At 71.9% G+C, this 20,374-nt stretch carries 25 protein-coding genes; 14 read left to right on the top strand and 11 right to left on the bottom strand.

The annotated features are described in order from the left end of the window. Positions 1 to 234 precede the first annotated feature (234 nt). On the top strand, positions 235 to 474 hold the full coding sequence (locus tag P0084_RS06420; RefSeq protein WP_308915996.1) for an EF-hand domain-containing protein: 240 nt from the start codon (positions 235 to 237) through the stop codon (positions 472 to 474). Between the two features lie 88 nt (positions 475 to 562). On the opposite strand, the gene denD is transcribed toward P0084_RS06420, so the two are convergent. After that, entirely contained in the window at positions 563 to 1,525 is a 963-nt protein-coding gene (denD, locus tag P0084_RS06415; RefSeq protein ID WP_308915995.1) for a D-erythronate dehydrogenase, read from the bottom strand. Positions 1,526 to 1,852: 327 nt separating this feature from the next. Beyond that, positions 1,853 to 2,206 carry a YqaA family protein gene (locus P0084_RS06410; protein ID WP_308915994.1) on the bottom strand — a complete coding sequence of 118 codons (354 nt, stop codon included), beginning with the start codon at positions 2,204 to 2,206 and terminating at the stop codon, positions 1,853 to 1,855. 378 nt (positions 2,207 to 2,584) lie between these two features. On the opposite strand from P0084_RS06410, the gene P0084_RS06405 reads away from it, so the two are divergent. Next, positions 2,585 to 2,989, top strand: a complete 405-nt coding sequence (locus P0084_RS06405; RefSeq protein WP_308915993.1) for a thiol-disulfide oxidoreductase DCC family protein — start codon at positions 2,585 to 2,587, stop codon at positions 2,987 to 2,989. On the opposite strand, the gene P0084_RS06400 is transcribed toward P0084_RS06405, so the two are convergent. The 5 genes from P0084_RS06400 to nth form a co-directional block, all read right to left on the bottom strand. Next, on the bottom strand, positions 2,979 to 4,304 hold the full coding sequence (locus P0084_RS06400; RefSeq protein WP_308915992.1) for a cytochrome P450: 1,326 nt from the start codon (positions 4,302 to 4,304) through the stop codon (positions 2,979 to 2,981). The two genes, P0084_RS06405 and P0084_RS06400, sit on opposite strands and share 11 nt — an antisense overlap. Continuing rightward, a complete protein-coding gene (locus tag P0084_RS06395) occupies positions 4,297 to 5,556 on the bottom strand; it encodes a methyltransferase family protein (RefSeq protein WP_308915991.1) in 1,260 nt (419 codons plus the stop codon). Before P0084_RS06395 ends, P0084_RS06400 begins: the two co-directional genes overlap by 8 nt. Further along, the gene (locus P0084_RS06390) at positions 5,553 to 5,882 is read right to left on the bottom strand and encodes a hypothetical protein (RefSeq protein ID WP_308915990.1); all 330 of its coding nucleotides are present in this window, start codon (positions 5,880 to 5,882) and stop codon (positions 5,553 to 5,555) included. The genes P0084_RS06395 and P0084_RS06390 overlap by 4 nt, the downstream gene beginning before the upstream one ends. Positions 5,883 to 6,199: 317 nt before the next feature. Then, positions 6,200 to 7,192 carry an adenosine kinase gene (locus P0084_RS06385; RefSeq protein WP_308915989.1) on the bottom strand — a complete coding sequence of 331 codons (993 nt, stop codon included), beginning with the start codon at positions 7,190 to 7,192 and terminating at the stop codon, positions 6,200 to 6,202. A gap of 67 nt (positions 7,193 to 7,259) precedes the next feature. Beyond that, positions 7,260 to 7,916, bottom strand: a complete 657-nt coding sequence (nth, locus tag P0084_RS06380; protein ID WP_308915988.1) for an endonuclease III — start codon at positions 7,914 to 7,916, stop codon at positions 7,260 to 7,262. Positions 7,917 to 8,028: 112 nt separating this feature from the next. Here nth and P0084_RS06375 point away from each other — a divergent pair, with 112 nt between their 5' ends. From P0084_RS06375 to P0084_RS06365, 3 genes are all read left to right on the top strand, one after another. Next, positions 8,029 to 8,904, top strand: coding sequence for a bifunctional helix-turn-helix domain-containing protein/methylated-DNA--[protein]-cysteine S-methyltransferase (locus tag P0084_RS06375; RefSeq protein WP_308915987.1), 876 nt, complete (start codon positions 8,029 to 8,031; stop codon positions 8,902 to 8,904). A 221-nt stretch (positions 8,905 to 9,125) separates the two neighbouring features. Then, entirely contained in the window at positions 9,126 to 9,770 is a 645-nt protein-coding gene (locus tag P0084_RS06370; protein WP_308915986.1) for an OmpA family protein, read from the top strand. A 186-nt stretch (positions 9,771 to 9,956) separates the two neighbouring features. After that, positions 9,957 to 10,724, top strand: coding sequence for a FadR/GntR family transcriptional regulator (locus P0084_RS06365; protein ID WP_308916084.1), 768 nt, complete (start codon positions 9,957 to 9,959; stop codon positions 10,722 to 10,724). On the opposite strand, the gene P0084_RS06360 is transcribed toward P0084_RS06365, so the two are convergent. Next, on the bottom strand, positions 10,721 to 11,047 hold the full coding sequence (locus P0084_RS06360) for an ArsR/SmtB family transcription factor (protein ID WP_308915985.1): 327 nt from the start codon (positions 11,045 to 11,047) through the stop codon (positions 10,721 to 10,723). The genes P0084_RS06365 and P0084_RS06360 overlap by 4 nt on opposite strands. Positions 11,048 to 11,229: 182 nt before the next feature. Here P0084_RS06360 and P0084_RS06355 point away from each other — a divergent pair, with 182 nt between their 5' ends. From P0084_RS06355 to P0084_RS06330, 6 genes are all read left to right on the top strand, one after another. Next, positions 11,230 to 11,583, top strand: a complete 354-nt coding sequence (locus tag P0084_RS06355; protein WP_308915984.1) for an AtpZ/AtpI family protein — start codon at positions 11,230 to 11,232, stop codon at positions 11,581 to 11,583. 3 nt (positions 11,584 to 11,586) lie between these two features. Further along, positions 11,587 to 12,420: a F0F1 ATP synthase subunit A gene (locus P0084_RS06350; protein ID WP_308915983.1), complete on the top strand. Its 834-nt coding sequence runs from the start codon at positions 11,587 to 11,589 to the stop codon at positions 12,418 to 12,420. Between the two features lie 41 nt (positions 12,421 to 12,461). After that, entirely contained in the window at positions 12,462 to 12,707 is a 246-nt protein-coding gene (locus P0084_RS06345; protein WP_308915982.1) for a F0F1 ATP synthase subunit C, read from the top strand. Positions 12,708 to 12,802: 95 nt separating this feature from the next. Next, on the top strand, positions 12,803 to 13,369 hold the full coding sequence (locus P0084_RS06340) for a F0F1 ATP synthase subunit B' (protein ID WP_308915981.1): 567 nt from the start codon (positions 12,803 to 12,805) through the stop codon (positions 13,367 to 13,369). Positions 13,370 to 13,372: 3 nt separating this feature from the next. Next, a complete protein-coding gene (locus tag P0084_RS06335) occupies positions 13,373 to 13,927 on the top strand; it encodes a F0F1 ATP synthase subunit B (protein WP_308915980.1) in 555 nt (184 codons plus the stop codon). A 125-nt stretch (positions 13,928 to 14,052) separates the two neighbouring features. Beyond that, the gene (locus tag P0084_RS06330; protein WP_308915979.1) at positions 14,053 to 14,865 is read left to right on the top strand and encodes an alpha/beta hydrolase; all 813 of its coding nucleotides are present in this window, start codon (positions 14,053 to 14,055) and stop codon (positions 14,863 to 14,865) included. Here the strand turns inward: P0084_RS06330 and hrpB are convergent. Beyond that, positions 14,862 to 17,222, bottom strand: coding sequence for an ATP-dependent helicase HrpB (gene hrpB / locus P0084_RS06325; protein WP_308915978.1), 2,361 nt, complete (start codon positions 17,220 to 17,222; stop codon positions 14,862 to 14,864). The genes P0084_RS06330 and hrpB overlap by 4 nt on opposite strands. A 60-nt stretch (positions 17,223 to 17,282) precedes the next feature. On the opposite strand from hrpB, the gene meaB reads away from it, so the two are divergent. Both meaB and rpmB read left to right on the top strand, forming a co-directional pair. After that, positions 17,283 to 18,272, top strand: coding sequence for a methylmalonyl Co-A mutase-associated GTPase MeaB (gene meaB, locus P0084_RS06320; protein WP_308915977.1), 990 nt, complete (start codon positions 17,283 to 17,285; stop codon positions 18,270 to 18,272). A gap of 75 nt (positions 18,273 to 18,347) precedes the next feature. Continuing rightward, on the top strand, positions 18,348 to 18,650 hold the full coding sequence (rpmB, locus tag P0084_RS06315; protein WP_308915976.1) for a 50S ribosomal protein L28: 303 nt from the start codon (positions 18,348 to 18,350) through the stop codon (positions 18,648 to 18,650). Positions 18,651 to 18,722: 72 nt separating this feature from the next. Here the strand turns inward: rpmB and P0084_RS06310 are convergent, their stop codons facing one another. Next, positions 18,723 to 19,595: a LysR family transcriptional regulator gene (locus P0084_RS06310; RefSeq protein ID WP_308915975.1), complete on the bottom strand. Its 873-nt coding sequence runs from the start codon at positions 19,593 to 19,595 to the stop codon at positions 18,723 to 18,725. Between the two features lie 104 nt (positions 19,596 to 19,699). Here P0084_RS06310 and P0084_RS06305 point away from each other — a divergent pair, with 104 nt between their 5' ends. Further along, positions 19,700 to 19,867 carry a hypothetical protein gene (locus P0084_RS06305; RefSeq protein ID WP_308915974.1) on the top strand — a complete coding sequence of 56 codons (168 nt, stop codon included), beginning with the start codon at positions 19,700 to 19,702 and terminating at the stop codon, positions 19,865 to 19,867. Between the two features lie 72 nt (positions 19,868 to 19,939). On the opposite strand, the gene P0084_RS06300 is transcribed toward P0084_RS06305, so the two are convergent. Next, positions 19,940 to 20,179, bottom strand: a complete 240-nt coding sequence (locus P0084_RS06300) for a hypothetical protein (RefSeq protein WP_308915973.1) — start codon at positions 20,177 to 20,179, stop codon at positions 19,940 to 19,942. Positions 20,180 to 20,374 lie beyond the last annotated feature (195 nt).

Genomic DNA, 20,374 nt, shown 5'->3' with positions numbered 1-20,374 from the left:
ACCGCCCGATCGGCGGGGGAAGGCCGATCGGGGTGGGGCGGCTGCACGGTCTTCCGCGCAAGGGCGGAAGTCCGCCACGCGTCCGCGGAGCCGAGCGCATCGAATACCATGATACTGGCAGCATCCCGCACGGATCCGACGGGCCGGCGCGGCACCCCTGACGGGTCCCGCCGAGTGGGCCCACCTTTGTCTCGGGCCAGCGAACGGGCTGGTCCCGAACGAGTAGGAGAGACCATGACCAACATCATCATCCGCCCCATCGTCGCGGCGATCGCGGCCCTCGCCATGGCCGCGCCGGCCCTGGCCCAGACGCTGGATGCCGACGCGGACGGCAACGTCACCCTGGAGGAGTTCCAGGCGGCCTATCCGGACGAGACGGCCGACACGTTCGCCTCGCTCGACGGCGACGGGGACGGCGTCCTCAGCGCGGCCGAGGTGCAGGCGGCCATCGACGCGGGCACCCTGCCGGGCTGAGCCGACCATAGCGCCAGGGGGCATCGCGGCCCCCGCCCGGGCGGCGCCCTCGTCGGCGCCGCCCGATCCGCGTTCGGGACGCGGCCCGTCAGCCCCCCATCTCGTCCTCGCGGTACACCGCGATGATCTCGTCCATGTCTGTCTCGGCGCGGAACCCCAGCGACAGGGCGCGTTCGGGGGCGAAGCCGCGGGGCCAGTCGGCGACGATGCGCAGCACCGTCTCGTCGGGTTCGCGGCGGATCAGCTTCAAGGCATCCGGGCCCGCGGCGCGTTCGAGGGCGGCCAGCTCGTCGGCGATCGTGGCGGACACGCCGGGGAGGGACAGGGCGCGGCGGGGGCCGAGGGGGGCGAGGTCGATCTGGGCGGCATGCATCAGGAAGCCCACGGCGGAGCGAGGGCTGGCGAACCAGTGGCGGATGTCGTCGGGGACGGGCAGCACCGCCTCCTGTCCGTTCAGGGGTTCGCGCAGGATGCCGCTGTAGAAGCCCGACGCCGCCTTGTTGGGCTTGCCGGGACGGATGCAGATCGTCGGCAGGCGCAGCGAGATCCCGTCGATCAGCCCGCGGCGCGACAGGTCGTCGACCATCAGCTCGCCCATCGCCTTCTGCGCCCCGTAGGAGGTCAGGGGGGAGGGCGGCTGGTCGTCGGGGATCCGGTCGGGCAGGGGGCTTCCGAACACCGCGATGGACGACGTGAACACGAAGCGGGGGCGATAATCCCGTTGCGCGGCGATGGCTTCCAGCAGCGCGGTGGTTCCGTGCAGGTTGACCGCATAGCCCTTGGCGAGGTCGGCCTCCGCCTCGCCCGACACTATCGCGGCGAGGTGGAAGATCACGTCGGGACGCGATTCGACCAGCGCCTGCGCGGCCTCCGGCGCCGACAGGTCGGCGGCCAGGGCGGCGGCGGGCACGCCCACGGGGACGGGGGGCGCGGTCAGGTCCACGAGGGTCAGGGCCGTGATGTCGGTGCCGCCCAGGGCGCCCTTCGCGACCAGCGCGTCGGTCAGCTTGCGCCCGATCATGCCCCCCGCGCCGGTGATGAGAATGTGCATGACGGTCCCCCGATGATGGTGTCCGGGCCAGCCTAGGGCGCGGCGCGACGGGGGGCAAACGAGGCGTTCCACCCCACCGCGCGGGCGTGCACCCCCCGTACACCCCCCGTACACCCCCCGTGCATACGCGGAGGCACCGTCTGTGGTCGGCGCTGCGGTATGCCGGGCCATTCCAATCGGGGGGCGGACCGCGCTGCGGACCCCGGCCCGATTCCCCGGATCGACCCATCCCCGCGGGACCGGTCCTTCGCCCCTCCCCGTACAGCCCCCCCGCACATGCGAACGGCACCGTCTCGGGTTGTCGTAACGTGATGCCGGGCCGGTCCGTCAGGGCGCGGCCAGGGCGGCGACGACGGCGTAGCGGGCCAGCTTCGCGACCGTGACGAGGGCCAGGAACCAGACCAGCCGTTCGCGCAGCACGCCCGCCGCGACGGTCAGCGGGTCGCCGATCAAGGGGACCCAGGACAACAGCAGCGACCAGCGACCCCAGCGGCGGTACCACCCCTGCGCGCGGGCCAGCGCCCGGGGCCCCACGGGGAACCAGCGGCGGCCCGACAGGCGGGCGGCGGCGCGGCCCAACGCATAGTTGAGGGCGGACCCCCCGACGTTCCCCACCGTCGCCACCGCCAGCAGCAGGGGAACCGGATGCTCCCCCGACCGCACGAGGACCGCGAGCGCCACCTCCGACCCCGCGGGCAGGAGGGTGGCGGCGGCGAAGGCGGTGGCGAAGAGGGCGGCAAGGGGGGTCAGGGGGGCAGCTCGGGGATGGGACGGGGGGCTACGGCGATGGGGGGGCCATTTGGCATGGGCCGAGCGGGACGCATGCGTCGACGCATCACGGAACCCACGTCCCGTTATCGTCTTTCCCCAACATCCGCGCTACGCCCGAACGGGTCGGGAGGTTCGGCGCCGTACGTGGGCGGTTCCGACGGATCGGGCGAGAATTCGTTTCAGTTCCGGCTCCGCGTCGGTCACGCCTGAACATGTCCTCGAAAGACGTTCCTCCCATTCCCTGTCCTTCTGGATGTCGTGGAACGACGGAACTGCTATCCAGATGTCATGTCCACCCACCCACTCATCGTCTTCGACGGCCATTGCGTCCTGTGCCACGGCTTCGCCCGCGCCGTGCTTCGGTGGGAACGGGCTCCCGTGATCCAGTTCGCAACGACCGCCTCCGAGGCGGGTCGCACGGCGGCTGCGGCGTATGGATTGAGCGTCGAAGATTTGGATCGCACCTATCTCTTCGTGGAGGACGGGCAAGCCTGGACACGGTCGGATGCGTGGATCGCGATCTTGGGGCACGCCCGCGCGCCGATCCGCTGGTTGCGCGTCCTGCGCGTGGTACCCAGGCCCGTGCGGGATACGGTGTACGACCTCGTGGCGCGCAACCGATATCGCTGGTTCGGAAGCTACGACGTTTGCCCGCTTCCCCCGCCAGGCATGGCACATCGCTTCATCGGCTGACCCGCTCCCAGACCTGCGGCAGTCCGCCCTCGGGGCGTAGCGAGAAGCGCGCCACCGGCTTGGGTACGGGCCCGGTAGCGCGCGGCGTCCAGCCCCGCAGCAGGGTGGCGAGCGCCACGGTCAATTCGAGCATGCCGAAGCTCTGACCAATGCAGACCCGCGGCCCGGCACCGAAGGGGAACCAGGTGAAGGGCTGCGGCTCGGTCCGCCAACGGTCGGGATCGGCAGCAAGGGGATCCGGGAACCACCGCGCGTCGCGATGCGTGACCCAAGGGACCAGTTGCACCACGTCGCGCGCGCGGATGCGCAGATCGTCCACCGCCACGTCGCGGACGGCTCGGCGCAGGAACATCGTGTAGGCCGGCGGATAGAGCCGCAGCACCTCGCGCACAAAGCCAGCCAAGCGGGGCAGGGATCGAAGGTGCTCCGTCCCGACCGGCCCGTCGTTGCAGGCCACCGCGATTTCGGCGCGCAGCGACGCGACCAGATCGGGTCGTTGCGCGAGCAGCGCGAAGGCCCAGGAAAGCGCCGCGCCGGAGGTCTCGTGTCCCGCGATGAGCAGACCCACCACGTCGTCGCGAATGGCGTCCGGCTGGTCCTCTCGACCTTCCACGAGGGTGGCGAGCAGGTCGCGCCGCCCCTCGGGCGCACCGCCATCGAGACGCCGGGTCACGAGGTCCCGCACGAAGGTGTCGAAGGTCTCCAGGGCCCAACGTTTGCGCCGCTTGGCCGGCAGCGGCATCACGTCGGGCAGGATCAAGGGGGACGTCGCTTCGGCATAGGCGATCTCGGACAGGCTGCGCACGGCGACCCCGACGGCGTCCAGGGTCGGGCGCGGGGGCGTCGCGCCGAACATGGTCGTCAGCGCTACGTCGAGCATGAACTCCCCCATCTCGGCATCGACGTCGAGGGCGACCGCCTCGCCCCGCGCCCGGAGCCTCGCGTCGAACGCATCGCTCCGGGCGGCGATAATCGCGGCGTAGTCGGGCAGATGGCGCGTGGCGAACACCGGTAGGACGTGGCGGCGGCGCGCGTGCCAGGTGGGCCCGTCCGCGGTGAGGACGTTCTCACCGTTCCATTGCCGCAGAATGCGCATCAGTCGCTCGAAGCGGATGAAGTCGCCTGCCTGTCGGGCCATCACCGCCTCGACATGTCCAGGGTGGAACAGGAGCCACAATCGGTAGGGTCCGAGCCGCAAACGCACGGCGTCACCATGGCGCGCCTGCATGTCCTCGTAGAAGCCCAGCGGGTCGCGGCGCAGGCGCAGCAGGTGGTCGGTGCCGAGGGTGAGGTTGAGGGGCGCGGCCTCAGGCATGACGGGTCTCGGAGCGTGCGAACGGGCGGCGCAGGAGCAAGACTCCCTCCAGCATCAAGTGTAGCCCCGCGCCAACCAGCATCGTCGCGAAGTTGACGTGGCCCAGCGCCCAGGTCCAGGCCGCCGGTCCCTGCGCAGTGAAGTCGCCGTCGCGATAGATAGCGGGGCCGGTTGCCGCACGCAGTGTCAAGCCGATGGCGCACGTGTCGAGCCATTCGGCGAGATGGCGAGGCCCGAGGCGCGACGGGTCATAGGTCAGCGTGGCGGGCACGGGCATCCAGGGACGCCAGCGAGGCAGCCATTCGGGCACGTTCGCGCGGTATTCTGGCCAGCCGTCCGGGAAGCGGACCAGCAGGTCGTGGCGGTGATGCCAACGCACCATCCCGCGCACGAAGACCCAAGCCATTCCCGCCATCAGGGCGATCCAGACATTACCCAGGACGAGACCCATCACCACCCAGGTCGCCGCCGTGCAGAGTTGCATCGGGTTCGTGACATAGGCGTAGATCCCTGCCCGAACGAGCCGGTCGGTCGGGTCGAGCGGCACCGGCGTCCCGTTCCCCCGGAGAACGAACATCTGTACCCCCGCCAGTCCGACCAACTGGATCGGCGCCAGGACGACGGCGGCGGCCCCAAGCACGGACCAGGCGGTCGGCAGGTCGCCCCATCCCCCGCCCATCGCGCGCATCACCGCCGAGGGCAGCAGTCCGAAGGCGAGCCAGCCGAAGCCGAAGGCCAGGAGCGTCGCGCGCGGCCCTAGCTTTCTATTCTCCGACGTCCAGCGCGCGAGCCACAGGGCGGGCACGTGCGCGACGAGAAACACGAAGGCCACGCCTGCGAGCCAGCCCGGTCCCGGCTGCACGAACGGCGGGAGCGAGGCGAAGAACGGCACGTGAAGGAACATCACGATCGCGCCTGCGATCAGAAACGGGTTCGCGCGCGGCGCCGCCAAGTGAAGCACGGGTCCGAACAAGAGGGCCCCGCCCACCAGGATATCGGCAGGCATTCCCACGAGCATCAACGCTTCCCCGCCAAAGCGCCACCAGCCCGCGGCCAGCGCGATCTGATGCGTGACGAAGATCGTCCCGAGCCCATAGAGCCCTGCAAAGAGCGCTCCCACTCGACGCCGGGGATCGGGCTCCCGTGCCATAAGCCAGGCTGACGCCCCGAGCGGCCCGAGGAACAGCACCCAACGAAGTGCCCAAAGGAGGGGTTCGGGCAGGAGCCCCTCGGGCAGGAGCGGTGAGATCATGCGAGCACCACCCGCGTGAGGGGACCGCGGATGCGGGCCGGTACCCGTGTCTGGAACAGCTCGACCACGAGGAAGACGACCGGCAGTCCAAGCGCGAGGTGCAGCGCGAGCGGTGGGAGGGCGAGGATCAGAAGCAGGTGAATTGCGGTACCAAGGCGCATCAACACCCCTTCGACCGTATGCGCGGGTGGCATCGCCAGCAACGCCACGATCAGCAGTCCGGGCAGCACTGCTCCCAGCGGAAGTGTCAGCAGCGCGGTCTCGTCCCCTTGTCGAAGGGAATGCAGGGCCATTCCGAAGCGCACGATCAGCACCCCCACTCCCACGGCGATGAGCAGACGTCGGAGTCGGGGTTTGAGCGTCGGCAGCCTTTCGCCGGGTCGCGTGGGAAACAAACGCATTCGGTGAGACTAGGCCGGCCGCGTGTCCCATGCATCATCAGAATCTCGATCGGGTTAGGAAGCGGTTTCGACGCACGTTTCCTTATCCATGTCCATTTCGTTCCTCGAGGATTGATCGTGCCGTCCGGAACGACTGATGACGCACCTCCCGACCGAACCGGACAGCCGACGTCCGATTCGGGTGGGACGGGCGGGAGGCGTCGACGCGCCCGGGGTCCCGTGCCGACGGGGGCCGGCGGGCCCTAGACCAGCCCCGCCTCGCGGAACAGGGCCGTCACGTCGGTTTGGGGGCGGGGGCCCATATGGCCTATGACCTCCGCGGCGCAGACGACGCCCATGCGGGCGGCGGTGCCGGGGTCGCGCCCGGTGGCGAGGCCGTGAAGGAAGCCGGCCGCGAACTGGTCGCCGGCGCCGGTGGCGTCCACCACACGGGCCGGGGTGACGGGGGCGGCGAAGCGCTCGCCCCCCGCGCGCACCCAGACGTCGGCGCCCGACCTGGTGCAGGCGACGATGCCGCACACGGCGGCGGCGCGGTCGAGTGCCGCGTCGAGATCGTCGGTCTCGTACAGGGTGGTCCATTCGGCGGCGTTTCCGATGGCGATGTCCATGTCGTCCGCGATCAGGCGCTGGAAGTCGGCGCGGTGGCGCTCGGCGCAGAACGGGTCCGAGATGGTGATCGCGGACCGCCCGCCCGCGCGCTTCATCGCTGCCGCGGCCCGCGCGAAGGCCGTCTTCCCGTCGTCCTTGTCGAAAAGGTAGCCTTCGAGGAACAGGATGCCGCCGCCGGCGAACACGCCGTCGTCCACGTCGCGGGACGCGATGTCGGCGCCCGCGCCCAGATAGGTGTTCATCGAGCGCTCGCCGTCGGGGGTGACGAAGATCATGCTGCGCGACGTGGGCAGGTCGGTGGGTTGCGGCGGTAGGGGGAACGCGGTCCCGCTGGCCTCCATCGCGTCGGCGTAGAAGCGCCCCAGCGCGTCGTCCTTCACCTTGCCGATGAAGGCGGTGGACAGGCCCAGCGCGCCGATCCCCGCCAGCGTGTTGGCGACGGACCCGCCCGGCGCTTCGGTCCGGTCGGACATCGCAGCATACAGCAGTTCGGCCCGCTCGCGCTCCACCAGCTGCATGATGCCCTTCTCGATCCCCATCTGGTCCAGGAACGTGTCGCTGCCGTGGGCGATCACGTCCACGATGGCGTTGCCGATGCCGATGACGTCGTAGGCGCGCTGGCTCATGGGGCGGAGTCCTTCGGTGGGATGGGCGGCGGGGCGGTCCCCGCCCTGCGGGTGCCCTTGGGGCGGGTCATGCGATCGGCTTGTCCGGCCAGGGGCACAGGTCGGCGATGGGGCAGGCGCCGCATTTGGGCTTGCGCGCGACGCAGGTGTAGCGGCCGTGCAGGATCAGCCAGTGATGCGCCAGCGTCTGATAGGGGGCGGGGCAGTTGTCCTCGATCGCGCGCTCCACGGCCTCGACGTCGCGGCCCGGCGCCACGCGGGTGCGGTTGCCAACGCGAAAGATGTGCGTGTCCACCGCTTGCGCGGGGTGGCCCCACCAGATGTTCAGCACCACGTTCGCCGTCTTGCGCCCCACGCCGGGCAGGGCCTGCAGGGCGGCGCGGCTGGACGGCACCCGGCCGCCGTGCTCGTCCACGAGGATCTGCGACAGCTTCAGGACGTTCTTGGCCTTGTTGCGATACAGGCCGATGGACTTGATGCGTTCGGTCACCCCGTCGAGGCCCAGCGCCAGCATCCGCTCCGGCGTGTCGGCCAGGGGGAACAGGTCGCGCGTGGCCCGGTTCACGCCCGCATCGGTGGCCTGCGCAGAAAGGGCGACGGCGACCAGCAGGGTGAAGGCGTTGGTATGCTCCAGCTCGCACCGGGGCGCGGGGTTCCGGGCCTTCAAGCGTTCGAACACCGCGACCTGATCGGCGTAGGGCAGGGGCGGGGGGATCTTGGCCATGGGCCGCGGGGTGGCATGGCATGGCTTCGGGGGCAAGGTTCCGGCCCGGGCGGGCGCCCATCCCGCAAGAACCGGGTCGCGCGGGGGGCCGTGCCTGCGCTATCCCGCCCCCATGGACGATTCCACCCCCATCGCGGCGGACGAGGGCCGCTATCACTACCACGTCATGCGGCGCGCCATCGAGGCGGTGGACGCGGCAGGGCCCGGGGCGACGCTGGACGACCTGGCCGCCCGGGTCGGGCTGAGCCCCGCGCACTTCCAGCGCGTGTTCAGCGCCTGGGCCGGGGTCAGCCCCAAGCGGCTGCAACAATATTTGGCGTTGGGCCATGCCAAGACCCTTCTGGCGAACCGGTTCACCCTGCTGGAGACGTCGCTCGACGTGGGCTTGTCGGGGACGTCGCGGCTGCACGACCTGTTCCTGCGCTGGGAGGCGATGTCGCCCGGCGACTATGCCCGGGGCGGGGCGGGGTTGCGGATCCGGCACGGCTGGTTCGACAGCCCCTTCGGCGCGATGCTGGCCATGGCCACCGACCGGGGCCTGTGCGGCCTGGCCTTCGCGGAGGAGGGCGGGCGGGACGCGGCGATGGCCGACATGACCGCGCGCTGGCCGCGCGCGGACCACCGCCACGACCCGGCGGCGGTGGCGCCCTTCGTGCGCGACGTGTTCGGGCGGGGCGAGGCGCGGCTGCACCTGCTGGGGGGCCCGTTCCAGATCAAGGTATGGGAGGCGCTGATGCGCATCCCGTCGGGCCACGTCACGACCTATGGCGAGATCGCGCGCGCCATCGGCAACCCCCGCGCCGTGCGGGCCGTGGGCACGGCGGTGGGGCGCAACCCCGTCAGCTATCTGATCCCGTGCCACCGCGCGCTGCGCCGGTCGGGGGGCCTGGGCGGATACCATTGGGGCCTGCCCGTGAAGCGCGCCCTGCTGGCCTGGGAGGCGGGGCGCCTGGACGCCGCCGATGCCGGCGCCCCCGCGGGCCCCTGACCGCCCGCGGGGCCCGCGGACCCCGCGCGCCATCGCCTGACACCCCCCTGTCATTGCCTATCACGGCGCCCCCGCCCCATCTGCGCCCTGTCCGACGCCGGTCCATGGCGGCGGTCCGGCGCGCGTTCGTTCCCGCATTCGCCATTCGTCGCGGACAAGCGCGGCGGAACGGGCTAAGTGCCCTCCGTCACGACGGCATCGACAACGAAGAAGAGAGAGACATGGCCCACTTGAAGAAGACACCCCTGTTCGCCGCGCTCGGCGTCACCGCCATCCTGGCCGGCTGCGTGCAGGCCCCCCCGGGCGAGCCCAACCGCACCAGGCAGGGCGCCATCACCGGCGCCATCGCGGGCGGCCTGATCGGCGCGGCCACGGGCGAAGGCAGCCGCCGGGACGAGATCCTGGCTGGCGCCGTCATCGGCGGCGCGGCGGGCGCCGGGATCGGCCAGGTGCTGGACCGCCAGGCGGCGGAGCTGCGGCGCGACCTGGACGGCAACATCGACGTCGTGAACACGGGCGATTCGATCCGCGTGAACGCGCCCGAAAGCATCCTGTTCGCGACCGACAGCGCGGCGGTCCGCGCGCCGGGCCAGATCCGCACCATCGCGCGCAGCCTGCTGAACTATCCCAACAGCCGGGTGCAGGTGGTCGGGCACACCGACAACACCGGGTCGGCGGCCTACAACCAGGACCTGTCCGAGCGCCGCGCCCGTGCCGTCGCCGGCATCATGTACGAGGAGGGCGTGTCGCCCGCCCGTGTGTCGGCCATCGGCCGGGGGGAATCGGACCCCATCGCCACGAACCAGACCGCGGACGGGCGTGCCCAGAACCGCCGCGTCGAGATCGTCATCGTGCCCAACCGCTGAACACCGCAGCACGCATGGCGTAGGTCCCCACGGTTACGGGGGCCTCGGGCGTCCGCCGTCGCGGGCGCCCATTTCTCGTTGGCACCGCTGCGGTCGTCGCCCGCGCCCCTCCCGGTCCGGCCGAACGGCCTTTGCCCCAGCGGCGGGATCGGTCATATCGTCGAAGCCATGTCGCAGCCCGTGCCCATGCCCTTCCAGCCCGTTTCCGCCGAGCGGCGCGCCGACGCCGTGGTGCGCCAAGTGGAAGGGTTGATCCTGCGCGGCGTCCTTCGGCCCGGCGACCGGCTGCCGCCCGAACGCGACCTGTCCGAACGGCTGGGCGTGTCGCGCCCCAGCCTGCGCGCCGCGGTGGCCGACCTGTCCGCGCGCGGGCTGCTGACGTCGCGGGCGGGCTCGGGGGTCTACGTGGCCGACGTGCTGGGCAGCGCCTTCTCGCCCGCGCTGGTGGCGCTGTTCGCGCGGCAGGACGACGCGCTGCTGGACTACATCGCGTTCCGCCGCGACATCGAGGGACTGGCCGCCGCCCGCGCCGCGCGGCAGGGGTCGGACACAGACCTGGCCGTGGTCGGCGCCGTGCTGCGGCGGATGGAAGGCGCGCACGGGCGGTCCGACCCCAAGGAACAGGCCGCGCTGGACGCGGAGTTCCACATGAGCATCGTGGAGGCCAGCCACAACGTCGTCATGCTGCACATGATGCGGTCGATGATGGACCTGCTGCGCGAGGGCGTGTTCTTCAACCGCGCCGCCATGTTCCGGCAGCGCACCACGGGCGACGCGCTGCTGGACCAGCACCGCGCGATCCACGACGCCCTCGTCGCGCGTGACGCGCCCCGCGCCCGCGCGGCGGTGGAGGGGCACATGGACTTCGTGCATCGCTGCGTCACCGACCAGCGCGAGGCCGACCGCCACGAGGCGACCGCGAGGCTGCGCCTGGCCCAGGAGGAAGGGCGCTAGGCCGGACGATCCATTCCGGCCAGCAGGCGTTCCATCGCGTCGAGGTCGGGGCCGTCGAACCGTCCGAACGCCTGCATCCACACGCCCGCGTCGCGCAGGGCGTCGGGTTCCAGCTTGCACCAGACGACGCGGCCCCGCCGTTCCCGCGCGATCAGCCCCGCGCGGGCCAAGACGCCCAGGTGGCGGGAGATGGCGGCCAGGCTGATGGGGAAGGGGGCGGCCACGTCGGTCACCGCCATGTCGTCCTCCAGCAGCATGGACAGGATGCGGCGTCGGACGGGATCGGACAGGGCCGCGAAGACGGCGTCGAGCGTGTGAGCCATGGGGCCGGGCGATGGACGCGGACCGGTTCGGGGTCAAGACCCTCAACCGGTCGGTTGAACGTCGCCAGGAAGCCTTGCGCTGGTTCAGAGCCTGTTCGAGCCAACGAAACAAGGGCCGTGCGCCCGCGTTGACACCGCCACCCCCCGTGCCTAGACGAACCCCGGTCTTCCCTGGGGGTCGCATGGCGGACAGGTCCGATGCCGAACGGATGCGCGCGCTGAACGCCCGCCTCGCCGCGGCTCGGCCCGACGCGCCCAGGCCCCACATGGAGGAGCATTATTCCCAGGCCCAGTTGGCTTGGCGGATGGTGGTGGAGCTGGTGGCCGGTCTGGGGATCGGCTTCGGCATTGGATACGGGCTGGACGTGCTCCTGGGCACGACGCCGTGGCTGATGGTGATCTTCGTGTTCCTGGGCTTCGCGGCCGGGGTGAAGACAATGATCGCCTCCGCGCAGGAGGCGCAGGGCACGGCTTCGCTGAAGGCCGCGCTGGAAGAACCGGGGGCCGGTGCCCCGACGAAGGACGAGGATCGCTGAGCGATGGAAAACGACGCCACCGACGACGTCACCGCGGGCCCCGTGCCCGACAACGCCCCGGCCGTGGACGCGGTCGGCGTGACGGCGGAGGCCGATCACGGGGGCGGCCTGTCCTTCCATCCGCTGGACCAGTTCATCGTGAGGCCGCTGTTCGGCGACGCGGGCGCGCCGGTCCATTGGTACACGATCACCAACGCGACACTGTGGATGGCGCTGGCCGTCCTGTGCGTATTCGCCTTGCTGGTGCTGGCGACGCGCGGACGCAACATCGTGCCATCCCGCGGGCAGTCGGTGGCCGAGCTGGCCTATGGCTTCATTCACAAGATGGTCGAGGACGTGGCCGGCAAGGACGCGCTGCGGTTCTTTCCGTACATCTTCACGCTGTTCCTGTTCATCCTGTTCGCCAACTTCCTGGCGCTGATCCCCATGTCGTTCAGCCCGACCAGCCACATCGCCGTCACGGCGGTCCTGGCGCTGGCGGTCTTCGTCACGGTGACCGTCGTGGGGTTCGTGAAGAACGGCACCAAGTTCCTGGACCTGTTCTGGGTGTCGTCCGCGCCGCTGGCGCTGCGCCCCGTCCTAGCCGTGATCGAGGTCATCAGCTACTTCGTCCGCCCGCTCAGCCATTCCGTCCGTTTGGCGGGCAGCATCATGGCGGGCCACGCGGTGCTGAAGGTGTTCGCGGGCTTCGCCGCGCTGACGATCGCCGCGCCCCTGTCGATCATCGGCGTGGTCGCGATCTACGGGCTCGAGGTCCTGGTCGCCGCGATCCAGGCCTACGTCTTCACCATCCTGACCTGCGTGTACCTGAAGGATGCGCTGCATCCGCACCACTAGGTCCAACATCACCCCCTCTTCCAATCGCAAGGAGAATTCCCATGGAAGGTGACATCCTCGTCCTGGCCGACACCGGCAAGTTCATCGGCGCCGGTTTGGCCGCCATCGGTGCCGGCGCCGCCGCCATCGGGGTGGGCAACGTGGCCGGCAACTTCCTGGCGGGCGCGTTGCGCAACCCGTCTGCGGCCGGCGCACAGACCGCGACCCTGTTCATCGGCATCGCCTTCGCGGAAGCCCTGGGCATCTTCGCGTTCCTGGTGTCGCTGCTGCTGATGTTCGCCGTCTGAGCCAGACGACCGGACCATCCTTGCGAGGGGCGGGGGCCTGACCGGGCGCCCGCCACCGCGACACGAACACCGAACACCCCCCGAGAGGCATCGACATGGCCGACCCCGTCGTCGTCGTCGCGCAGGAAGGCGGCACCATCGGATCCTGCGTCAGCGTGGTGGGCAACGCCATCGGCATGCCCCAGCTGTGCGACGCCTGGTTCGCCAACCAGATCTTCTGGCTGCTCGCCGCCCTCGCCGCGATCTACTTCATCCTGACCCGTCTGGCGCTGCCCCGCGTGGGCGCCGTCCTGGCCGAACGCCAGGGCACGATATCGAACGACCTCGCCGCCGCGGAGGATCTGAAGCGCCAGGCGGAGGACGCCGAGACGGCGTACCAGAGCGCCCTGGCCGATGCCCGCGCGGAAGCGAACCGCATCGCGCGGGACGCGCGCGACGCGATAAAGGCCGACCTGGACGCCGCCATCGCGGATGCGGACGATCGCATCGCCGCCCGCACCGCCGAGTCGGAGGCGCAGATCGCCGAGATCCGCGCGGGCGCCGCCGAGTCCGTGGCGCAGGTCGCCAAGGACGTCGCGCGCGAGATCGTGCAGGCGTTGGGCGGTCAGGCCGACGAGGGGCGCATCGACGCCGCTGTCGACAGCCGCGTGAAGGGGGCCTGAGCCATGCGTTTCGTCCTGCCCCTGTCGCTGCTCGCGACCCCCGCCTTCGCCGCCGCCGACAAGCCCTTCTTCAGCCTGGCGAACACCGACTTCATCGTCACCATCGGCTTCCTGATCTTCCTGGGCATCCTGTTCTACTTCAAGGTGCCCGGCAAGCTGATGGGCTTGCTGGACGACCGGTCGAAGGGCATCCAGTCCGATCTGGACGAGGCCCGCGCCATCCGCGAGGAGGCGCAGTCCCTCCTGGCGTCCTACGAGCGCAAGACGCGCGAGGCGCGCGACCAGGCCGACGAGATCGTGGCCAACGCGAAGGCCGAGGCGCAGGCCGCGGGCGAGCAGGCCAAGGCCGATCTGGCGGCGAACGTGGAACGCCGCCTGGCCGCCGCGGAGGACCAGATCAAGTCCGCCCGGAACGCCGCCGTGCGCGAGGTCCGCGACCGCGCGATCAGCGTCGCCACCGCCGTCGCCGCCGAGGTCGTCGCCGGTTCGATGACGCCCGAGAAGGCCGACGCGATGATCGACCGGTCGATCGACACGGTGCGCGCGAAGCTGCACTGACGGTCGAGCGACGTCCGGTCGACGGGGGGCGCCACGGGCGCCCCTTCCTTCGTAGGGGGCGGCGGTCATCGCGGGTGGGGGGAGATGTCCACCCCGCGCCTCGTTCGATGGATCGGAGGGTCCGGATGGTCCACGATTGGCGGCACCTGTCGCCCGCGACGTTGGACGACGCCTATGCAAACGCGCCGTACATCTTCGGCTCGGACCGCTTTCCTGCGCGATGGGCCGCCCGGGCACGGGCATTCCGGGATCGGCTGGGCGAGCATGCGGTCCTCGACCTGGCCTATGGCCCGGCGCCACGGGAACGGCTGGACCTGTTCCGCCCTTCGGGCGACCCCCGTGGCCTGGTCGTGTTCGTCCATGGCGGGTACTGGCACAGGTTCGCGAAGTCGGATTGGTCGCACCTGGCGGTGGGGGCGCTGGATCGGGGCTTCGCGGTGGCGATGCCCGGCTACACCCTGGCCCCCGACGTCCGGATCGCCGACATAACGCGGCAGGTCGCGGTGGCGATCGACCGTGCGGCGGCGCTGGTGGGCGGCCCCGTTCACCTGACCGGCCATTCCGCGGGCGGCCATCTGGTCGCGCGCATGGCGATGGCCGACGCCCGTCCCGCTTGCGCGACCCGGATCGCGCGGGTCGTCCCCCTGTCCCCCGTGGCGGACCTGCGCCCATTGGTGCCGCAGGCGATGAACGCCGTGCTGCGCCTGGACGAAGGGGAGGCGCGGGCGGAAAGCCCGGCGCTGGGCCGTCCCGTCCCGGGCGTGGATGTCCGCATCCATGTCGGCGGGGACGAACGCCCGTCGTTCCTGTGGCAGTCGGAGGCGCTGGCCCGGGCATGGGACGCGCCGCTGCGCGTGGCGGCGGGGCGCCACCATTTCGACGTGATCGACGGGCTGGCCGATGCCGGCTCGGCGCTGGTGGAGGACCTGGTGGGCTAGCCCCGCGACTTCGTCCGCAGCGTGGGGTCCGCCTTGGTCGGATCCTCCGGCCAGGGGTGCTTGGGGTATTGGGCGCGCATGTCCTTGCGCATGTCGGCATAGCTCCCCGTCCAGAAGCCCGGCAGGTCGGTCGTCACCGCGGCCGGGCGGCGGGCGGGGGACAGCAGTTCCATCCGCAGGGGCATGCCGCCTACGGTGGGGTGGCGCTTCTCGCCGAACACCTCCTGCACGCGCAGGGATACCGTGGGCGTGTCGCCGGCATAGTCGATGGGCACGCGCCGCCCCAGCGGCGTGACGTAGGCGGGGGGGGCGATCCGGTCGAGGTCCTGCCGTTCGCCCCAGTCCAGCCAATGCAGCAGCCCGTCGTGCGGATCCGTGCGCCGCAGGTCCGCCGCCGACCGGACCCCCGCCAGGATTGCGGGCGCCCAGGCGTCCAGGGCCGCGATCAGCCCGTCGTCGGACACGTCGCGCAGGCCGGACGCGGCCAGGCGCGCCCGCAGCAGGCGCGCCCGCGGCGTCCAGTCCAGCACGTCCAGCCCCAGGCGGCGCAGGCCGTACAGCGCCGCGGCGGCCACGGCCTCCGCCGGCGGGTCGCGCCAAACGCGGTCGTCCAGCGCGATGGCGCCCAGGCGTTCCTGCCATCGGGTCAGGACGCGGCCGTCGCGGTCGGACCATTCGCAGATCTCGGTCCAGACGATGCGGTCCGCGTGGACGGCGCGCAGCTCGGCCTCCGCGATGGGCAGGGCCCGGCGGATCGTGGCGTCTCGGGGGTGGCCGTCCGTGTCCGCGACCACCAGCAGGCGCGCGCCGGCCAGGGGATCGCCCGCCGCCATCCGCACGCCCTTGCCCCCCGACAGGAGCCAGCGGGGCGCGTCGCCCGCCCGGCGCAGGCCGATGCGGTCCGGATAGGCCAGCGCCAGGTGCTGCGCGGGCGACAGGTCCGCGCGGCCCGCATGGCGGCGCAGGCGCTTCGCCCCCTGCCGGACCTCCGCCGGAGGGCGGGTGACCGCGTCCGACAGGTCCACGGGGCCGGGCGGCAGGCGTCCTTCCAGCAACGCCGCCAGCAGCGGGGCGCCCGGGCCGCCCCGCACCAGCATGTGCGCCAGGCGCGGATGGGCGGGGATGCGTGCCAGCGCGCGGCCGTGATCCGTGATGCGCCCGTCCCGCAGCGCGCCCAGGTCGTGCAGCAGCGCGCGCGCCTCCGCCAGCGCACCGTCGGGTGGGGGGGTCAGGAAGGCCAGCCCGTCCGCGTCCCCCGCCCCCCAGGCGGCCAGGTCCAGGGCCAGGCCCGTCAGGTCGGCGCGCGCGATCTCGGGCGGGGGGAAGGGGGGCAGGCCGCCCTCCGCCCCGCGGGTCCAGTTGGCGTACGCGACCCCCGGCGCGGTGCGGCCCGCCCGGCCCGCGCGCTGCGCGGCCTCCGCCCGGGTGACGCGCTCGGTCACCAGGCGCGACATCCCCGATCCGGGGTCGAACCGGGCGCGCCGCGCCAGGCCGCCATCGACCACCGCGCGTACGCCGGGGATGGTCAGCGACGTTTCCGCGATGGCGGTGGCCAGCACGACCTTGCGCCCGGGCGCGGGCGTCAGCGCCGCGTGCTGCGCCGCGAAGGGCATCGCCCCATAGAGCAGCATGACCGCCGCTCCGCACCCGTCCAGGAGGGTCTCGCAGCGCGCGATCTCGCCCTGCCCCGGCAGGAAGGCCAGGACGTCGCCGTCCGGCACCTCCTCCAGCGCCTGATGCACCAAGCCCGCCACCTGCGCCTCCGGCCGCATCCCGTCGGGCGGGGGGCGGTCGCGCCAGCGGCGGTCCACCGGAAAGCTCCGGCCGGCCGATGTGACGACGGGCGCGTCCAGCATCGCGGCCACGGGGTCCGCATCCAGCGTGGCCGACATGACCACCACCGCCAGGTCGGGGCGCAGCGCGGCCCGCGCCTCCCACACCAGGGCGAGGCCCAGATCGGCGTTCAGCGACCGTTCGTGGAACTCGTCGAAGATCACGCAGCCCACGCCCGGCAGGTCGGGATCGTCCTGGACCATGCGCGTCAGGATGCCCTCGGTCACGACCACGATCCGGGTGGCGTCCGACACCGCCGCATCGCCGCGCATCCGGTAGCCCACCGTCCGGCCCACCGGCTCCCCCAGCGTGTCGGCCATGCGCGCGGCCGCCGCGCGGGTGGCCAGGCGGCGTGGCTCCAACATCACGATGCGGCCCGTCATCCCGTCCAGCAGCGCCAGGGGCACCCGGGTCGTCTTGCCCGCGCCGGGGGGCGCCTGCAGGACCGCGACGCCCCGGGTGGCCACCGCGTCCCGCAGGGCGGGCAGGGCCTCGTCGATCGGCAGGGGCGGGGGGGCATCCATGGGCGCGGCCCCTAGCACCGCGCGGTTGCGCGCGCACCACCCCTCTGCGATGCGCGGGTGATGGACGGTTCCGACCCCTTGCGCGAACCCCTGCTGGCCGGCGACCGCCGCGCGCTGGCCCGCGCGATCACGCTGGTCGAAAGCACGCGCCCCGATCACCGCGACCGGGCGACGGCGCTTCTGGACGACTTGGCGGGGCTGGACCGCCAGGCCTTGCGCATCGGCCTGTCCGGCACGCCGGGCGTCGGCAAGTCGACCTTCCTCGAAGCGTTCGGCACCCGGCTGACCGCCCGCGGCCAGCGCGTCGCCGTGCTGGCCGTGGATCCCAGCAGCGCGCGGACCGGCGGGTCGATCCTGGGGGACAAGACCCGCATGGACCGGCTCGCCCGCGATCCGAACGCGTATATCCGCCCGTCGCCGTCCGCCACGCATCTGGGCGGCGTGGCCCGCCGCACGCGCGAGGCGATCACCCTGTGCGAGGCCGCGGGCTTCGACGTCGTGTGCGTCGAGACCGTGGGCGTCGGCCAGTCGGAAACGACCGTGGCGCGCATGACCGACCTGTTCGTCCTGCTGATGGCGCCCGCGGGCGGGGACGAGCTGCAGGGCGTCAAGCGCGGCATCATGGAGCTGGCCGACCTGATCCTGGTCAACAAGGCCGACGGCGACCTGCTGGCCGCCGCGACCCGCACCGTGGCCGATTACGCAGGCGCCCTGCACCTGCTGCGCGCGCGGCCCCAGGACCCGGACGGCTTCCCCAAGGCCCGGCCAGTCAGCGCGGTGGACGGCACGGGCCTCGACGCCGCCTGGGACGACATGACGACGCTGGCGGACTGGCGGCGGGCACGGGGCCACTGGGACCGCAACCGCGCGGACCAGGCCGCCCACTGGTTCGCGGAGGAGGTCCGACACGGCCTGCTGTCCCGCCTGGAAGGGGACGCGGGCATCCGCGCCGCCATGGCCGACCTGTCGGCCCGGGTGGCGGCGGGCGAACGCGCCCCCCGGGCCGCCGCGGCCGAGATGCTGGAGCGGTTGACATCCCCGGGGCGCTGACCTAACCCCGCGCGACCGCAGGGCCGGGATCGGCCCAGCACCCCTATTCAACCATTCGATCCGAACAGGTGCCCCATGTCGCGTGTCTGCGAACTTACCGGAAAAGGCCCGATGGTCGGCAACAACGTCAGCCACGCCAACAACAAGACCAAGCGCCGCTTCCTGCCGAACCTGAACGACGTGACGCTTCAGTCCGAAGCCCTGGGCCGCGCCTTCAAGCTGCGCATCTCGGCGGCCGCGCTGCGCACGGTGGACCACCGCGGCGGCCTGGACGCGTTCCTGGCGAAGTCGAAGGACGCCGAACTGTCGGCCCGTGCCCTGAAGATCAAGCGCGACATCGCGAAGTCGTCCGACACCGCCGCCGCGCTGGAAGCCTGACGGCGGGCATCGCGCGGCAGGGGGGCGCCTTCGGGCGCCCTTCGTCGTTCTGACGGGCGCCGACGGCTGCCCTCAATCCACCTGGGAATGCAGCCAGCGCCGCAGCGTGCGGACCCGCGGCGACGTCCGCCCCGGCAGCGACACCAGGTGATAGCCCAGGCCCCCGCCGTTCAACGCGCAGACCTTCGTCAGGCGTCCGTCGCGGACCTGACGTTCGACCAGCGACTTCGGCTGCACGGTGACGCCGTTGCCCGCCTGCGCGGCGGACAGCGTCAGGGCGTTCGTGGCCATCAGCTTGACCGTGATGCGCGACAGGTCGATCCCCTCCGCCTCGATCATGGCGCGCCGTTCCAGCAGGTAATGCTCCAGAAGCCAGGGCAGGTGGGCCACGTCGCGCAGGCAGGTCGCGTCCCGCGCGCGGGGCAGGTCGGGATGGACCACGGCCCAGAAGTCGCCGTCGGTCAGCAGCTCCGCCTCGACCCCGGGCCAGGTGCCGTCGCCATAGCGGATCGCCAGGTCGACGTCGCCCAGACGGATGTCCACGACGTCCGTGCTGGGCGCGACGTTCAGGGGGATGTCGGGATGGCGCGTCCAGAAATCGCCGATGCGCGGCATCAGCCAGTTCGCCGCGAAGGCCGGCGTCAGCGACAGGGTCAGGGGCCGGCTTTCGGTGGCATCGCGCAGATCGCCCACCGCGCGGGCGACGATGCCGAACCCCTCGGTCAGGCCGTCCGACAGGGCCCGGCCCGCCTGCGTCACCGCGATGCCGCGACCTTGGCGCGTCACCAGGCGTTCCGACAGCGCGTCCTCCAGCCGCCGGACGTGCTGCGCCACCGCGGCATGGGTGACGTTCAGGTCCCGAGCGGCCAGGGTGAAGCTGCCGTGACGCGCGGCCGCCTCGAACGCGCGCAGGGCCGCCAAGGGCGGCAGGCCCTTCCAGTCCATGACACGATACCTGTGCTTACAATTCCACCGCCATACTGTTTTGCGTCGGATCGACGGAATGTCCATAGAGCGGGGGACGCGAACACCAGCCCCGGAGGTCGGCCATGATGACGTTCCTGAAGTCCCTGTTCACCGCCACGCGGTCCGTTCCCGCCTCGACCCATGCGGCGATGCCGACGGAGGAGGGGATGTACATCGCCTACATGCGCCGTCAGGCCATGACGCATCCCAGCAACGCCCGGTTCGAGCGTCGGCTGTTCTGCTGCCGCTGACCGCGGCGGCATCCATCGCCGACGCCGTCCCATCGTCCCGGCCGGGCCGCCCCCACGGTGGCGCCCGTCGGGTCAGGCGGCCTTGGCGGCCTCGACCCGAGCGCGGATCTCGACGCGGAACTCCGTTTCCAGCTGCTTGATCTGTTCGCGCAGGGTCGTGATCTCGCCCTTCAGCTCCCCGATGCGGAGCTTCGATTCCCGCAGCATGGTCTTCTGGCAGAAGCCATAGGTGGCGATGCAGCCCGCCGCGAAGCAGACGGCCATCGCGCCCCCGTTCGGGCCGAGGAGCTGAGCCCAGATCTCACTCTCCATAGCGAAGCACCTCCGCCACGATTCGGGCCTGGTTGGTCAGGACCAGCCACCCCGCCAGCGGGACCAGCGCCCAGTGCAGCGCTTCCCGCAAGGGCCAGTACGTCGCGGGAAGCAGGGTCGTCGCATAGCCCGCGAAGCCGGAAACGACGAAGGTGCCCCAGAAGCGGCATCAGCGCGCCCGCCGTCCGGCGGTCC

It is taken from the genome of Jannaschia maritima, assembly GCF_030973515.1.
GTDB classification, from domain to species: Bacteria; Pseudomonadota; Alphaproteobacteria; order Rhodobacterales; family Rhodobacteraceae; genus Jannaschia; species Jannaschia maritima.
This window is presented reverse-complemented; position numbering and strand designations above follow the sequence as displayed.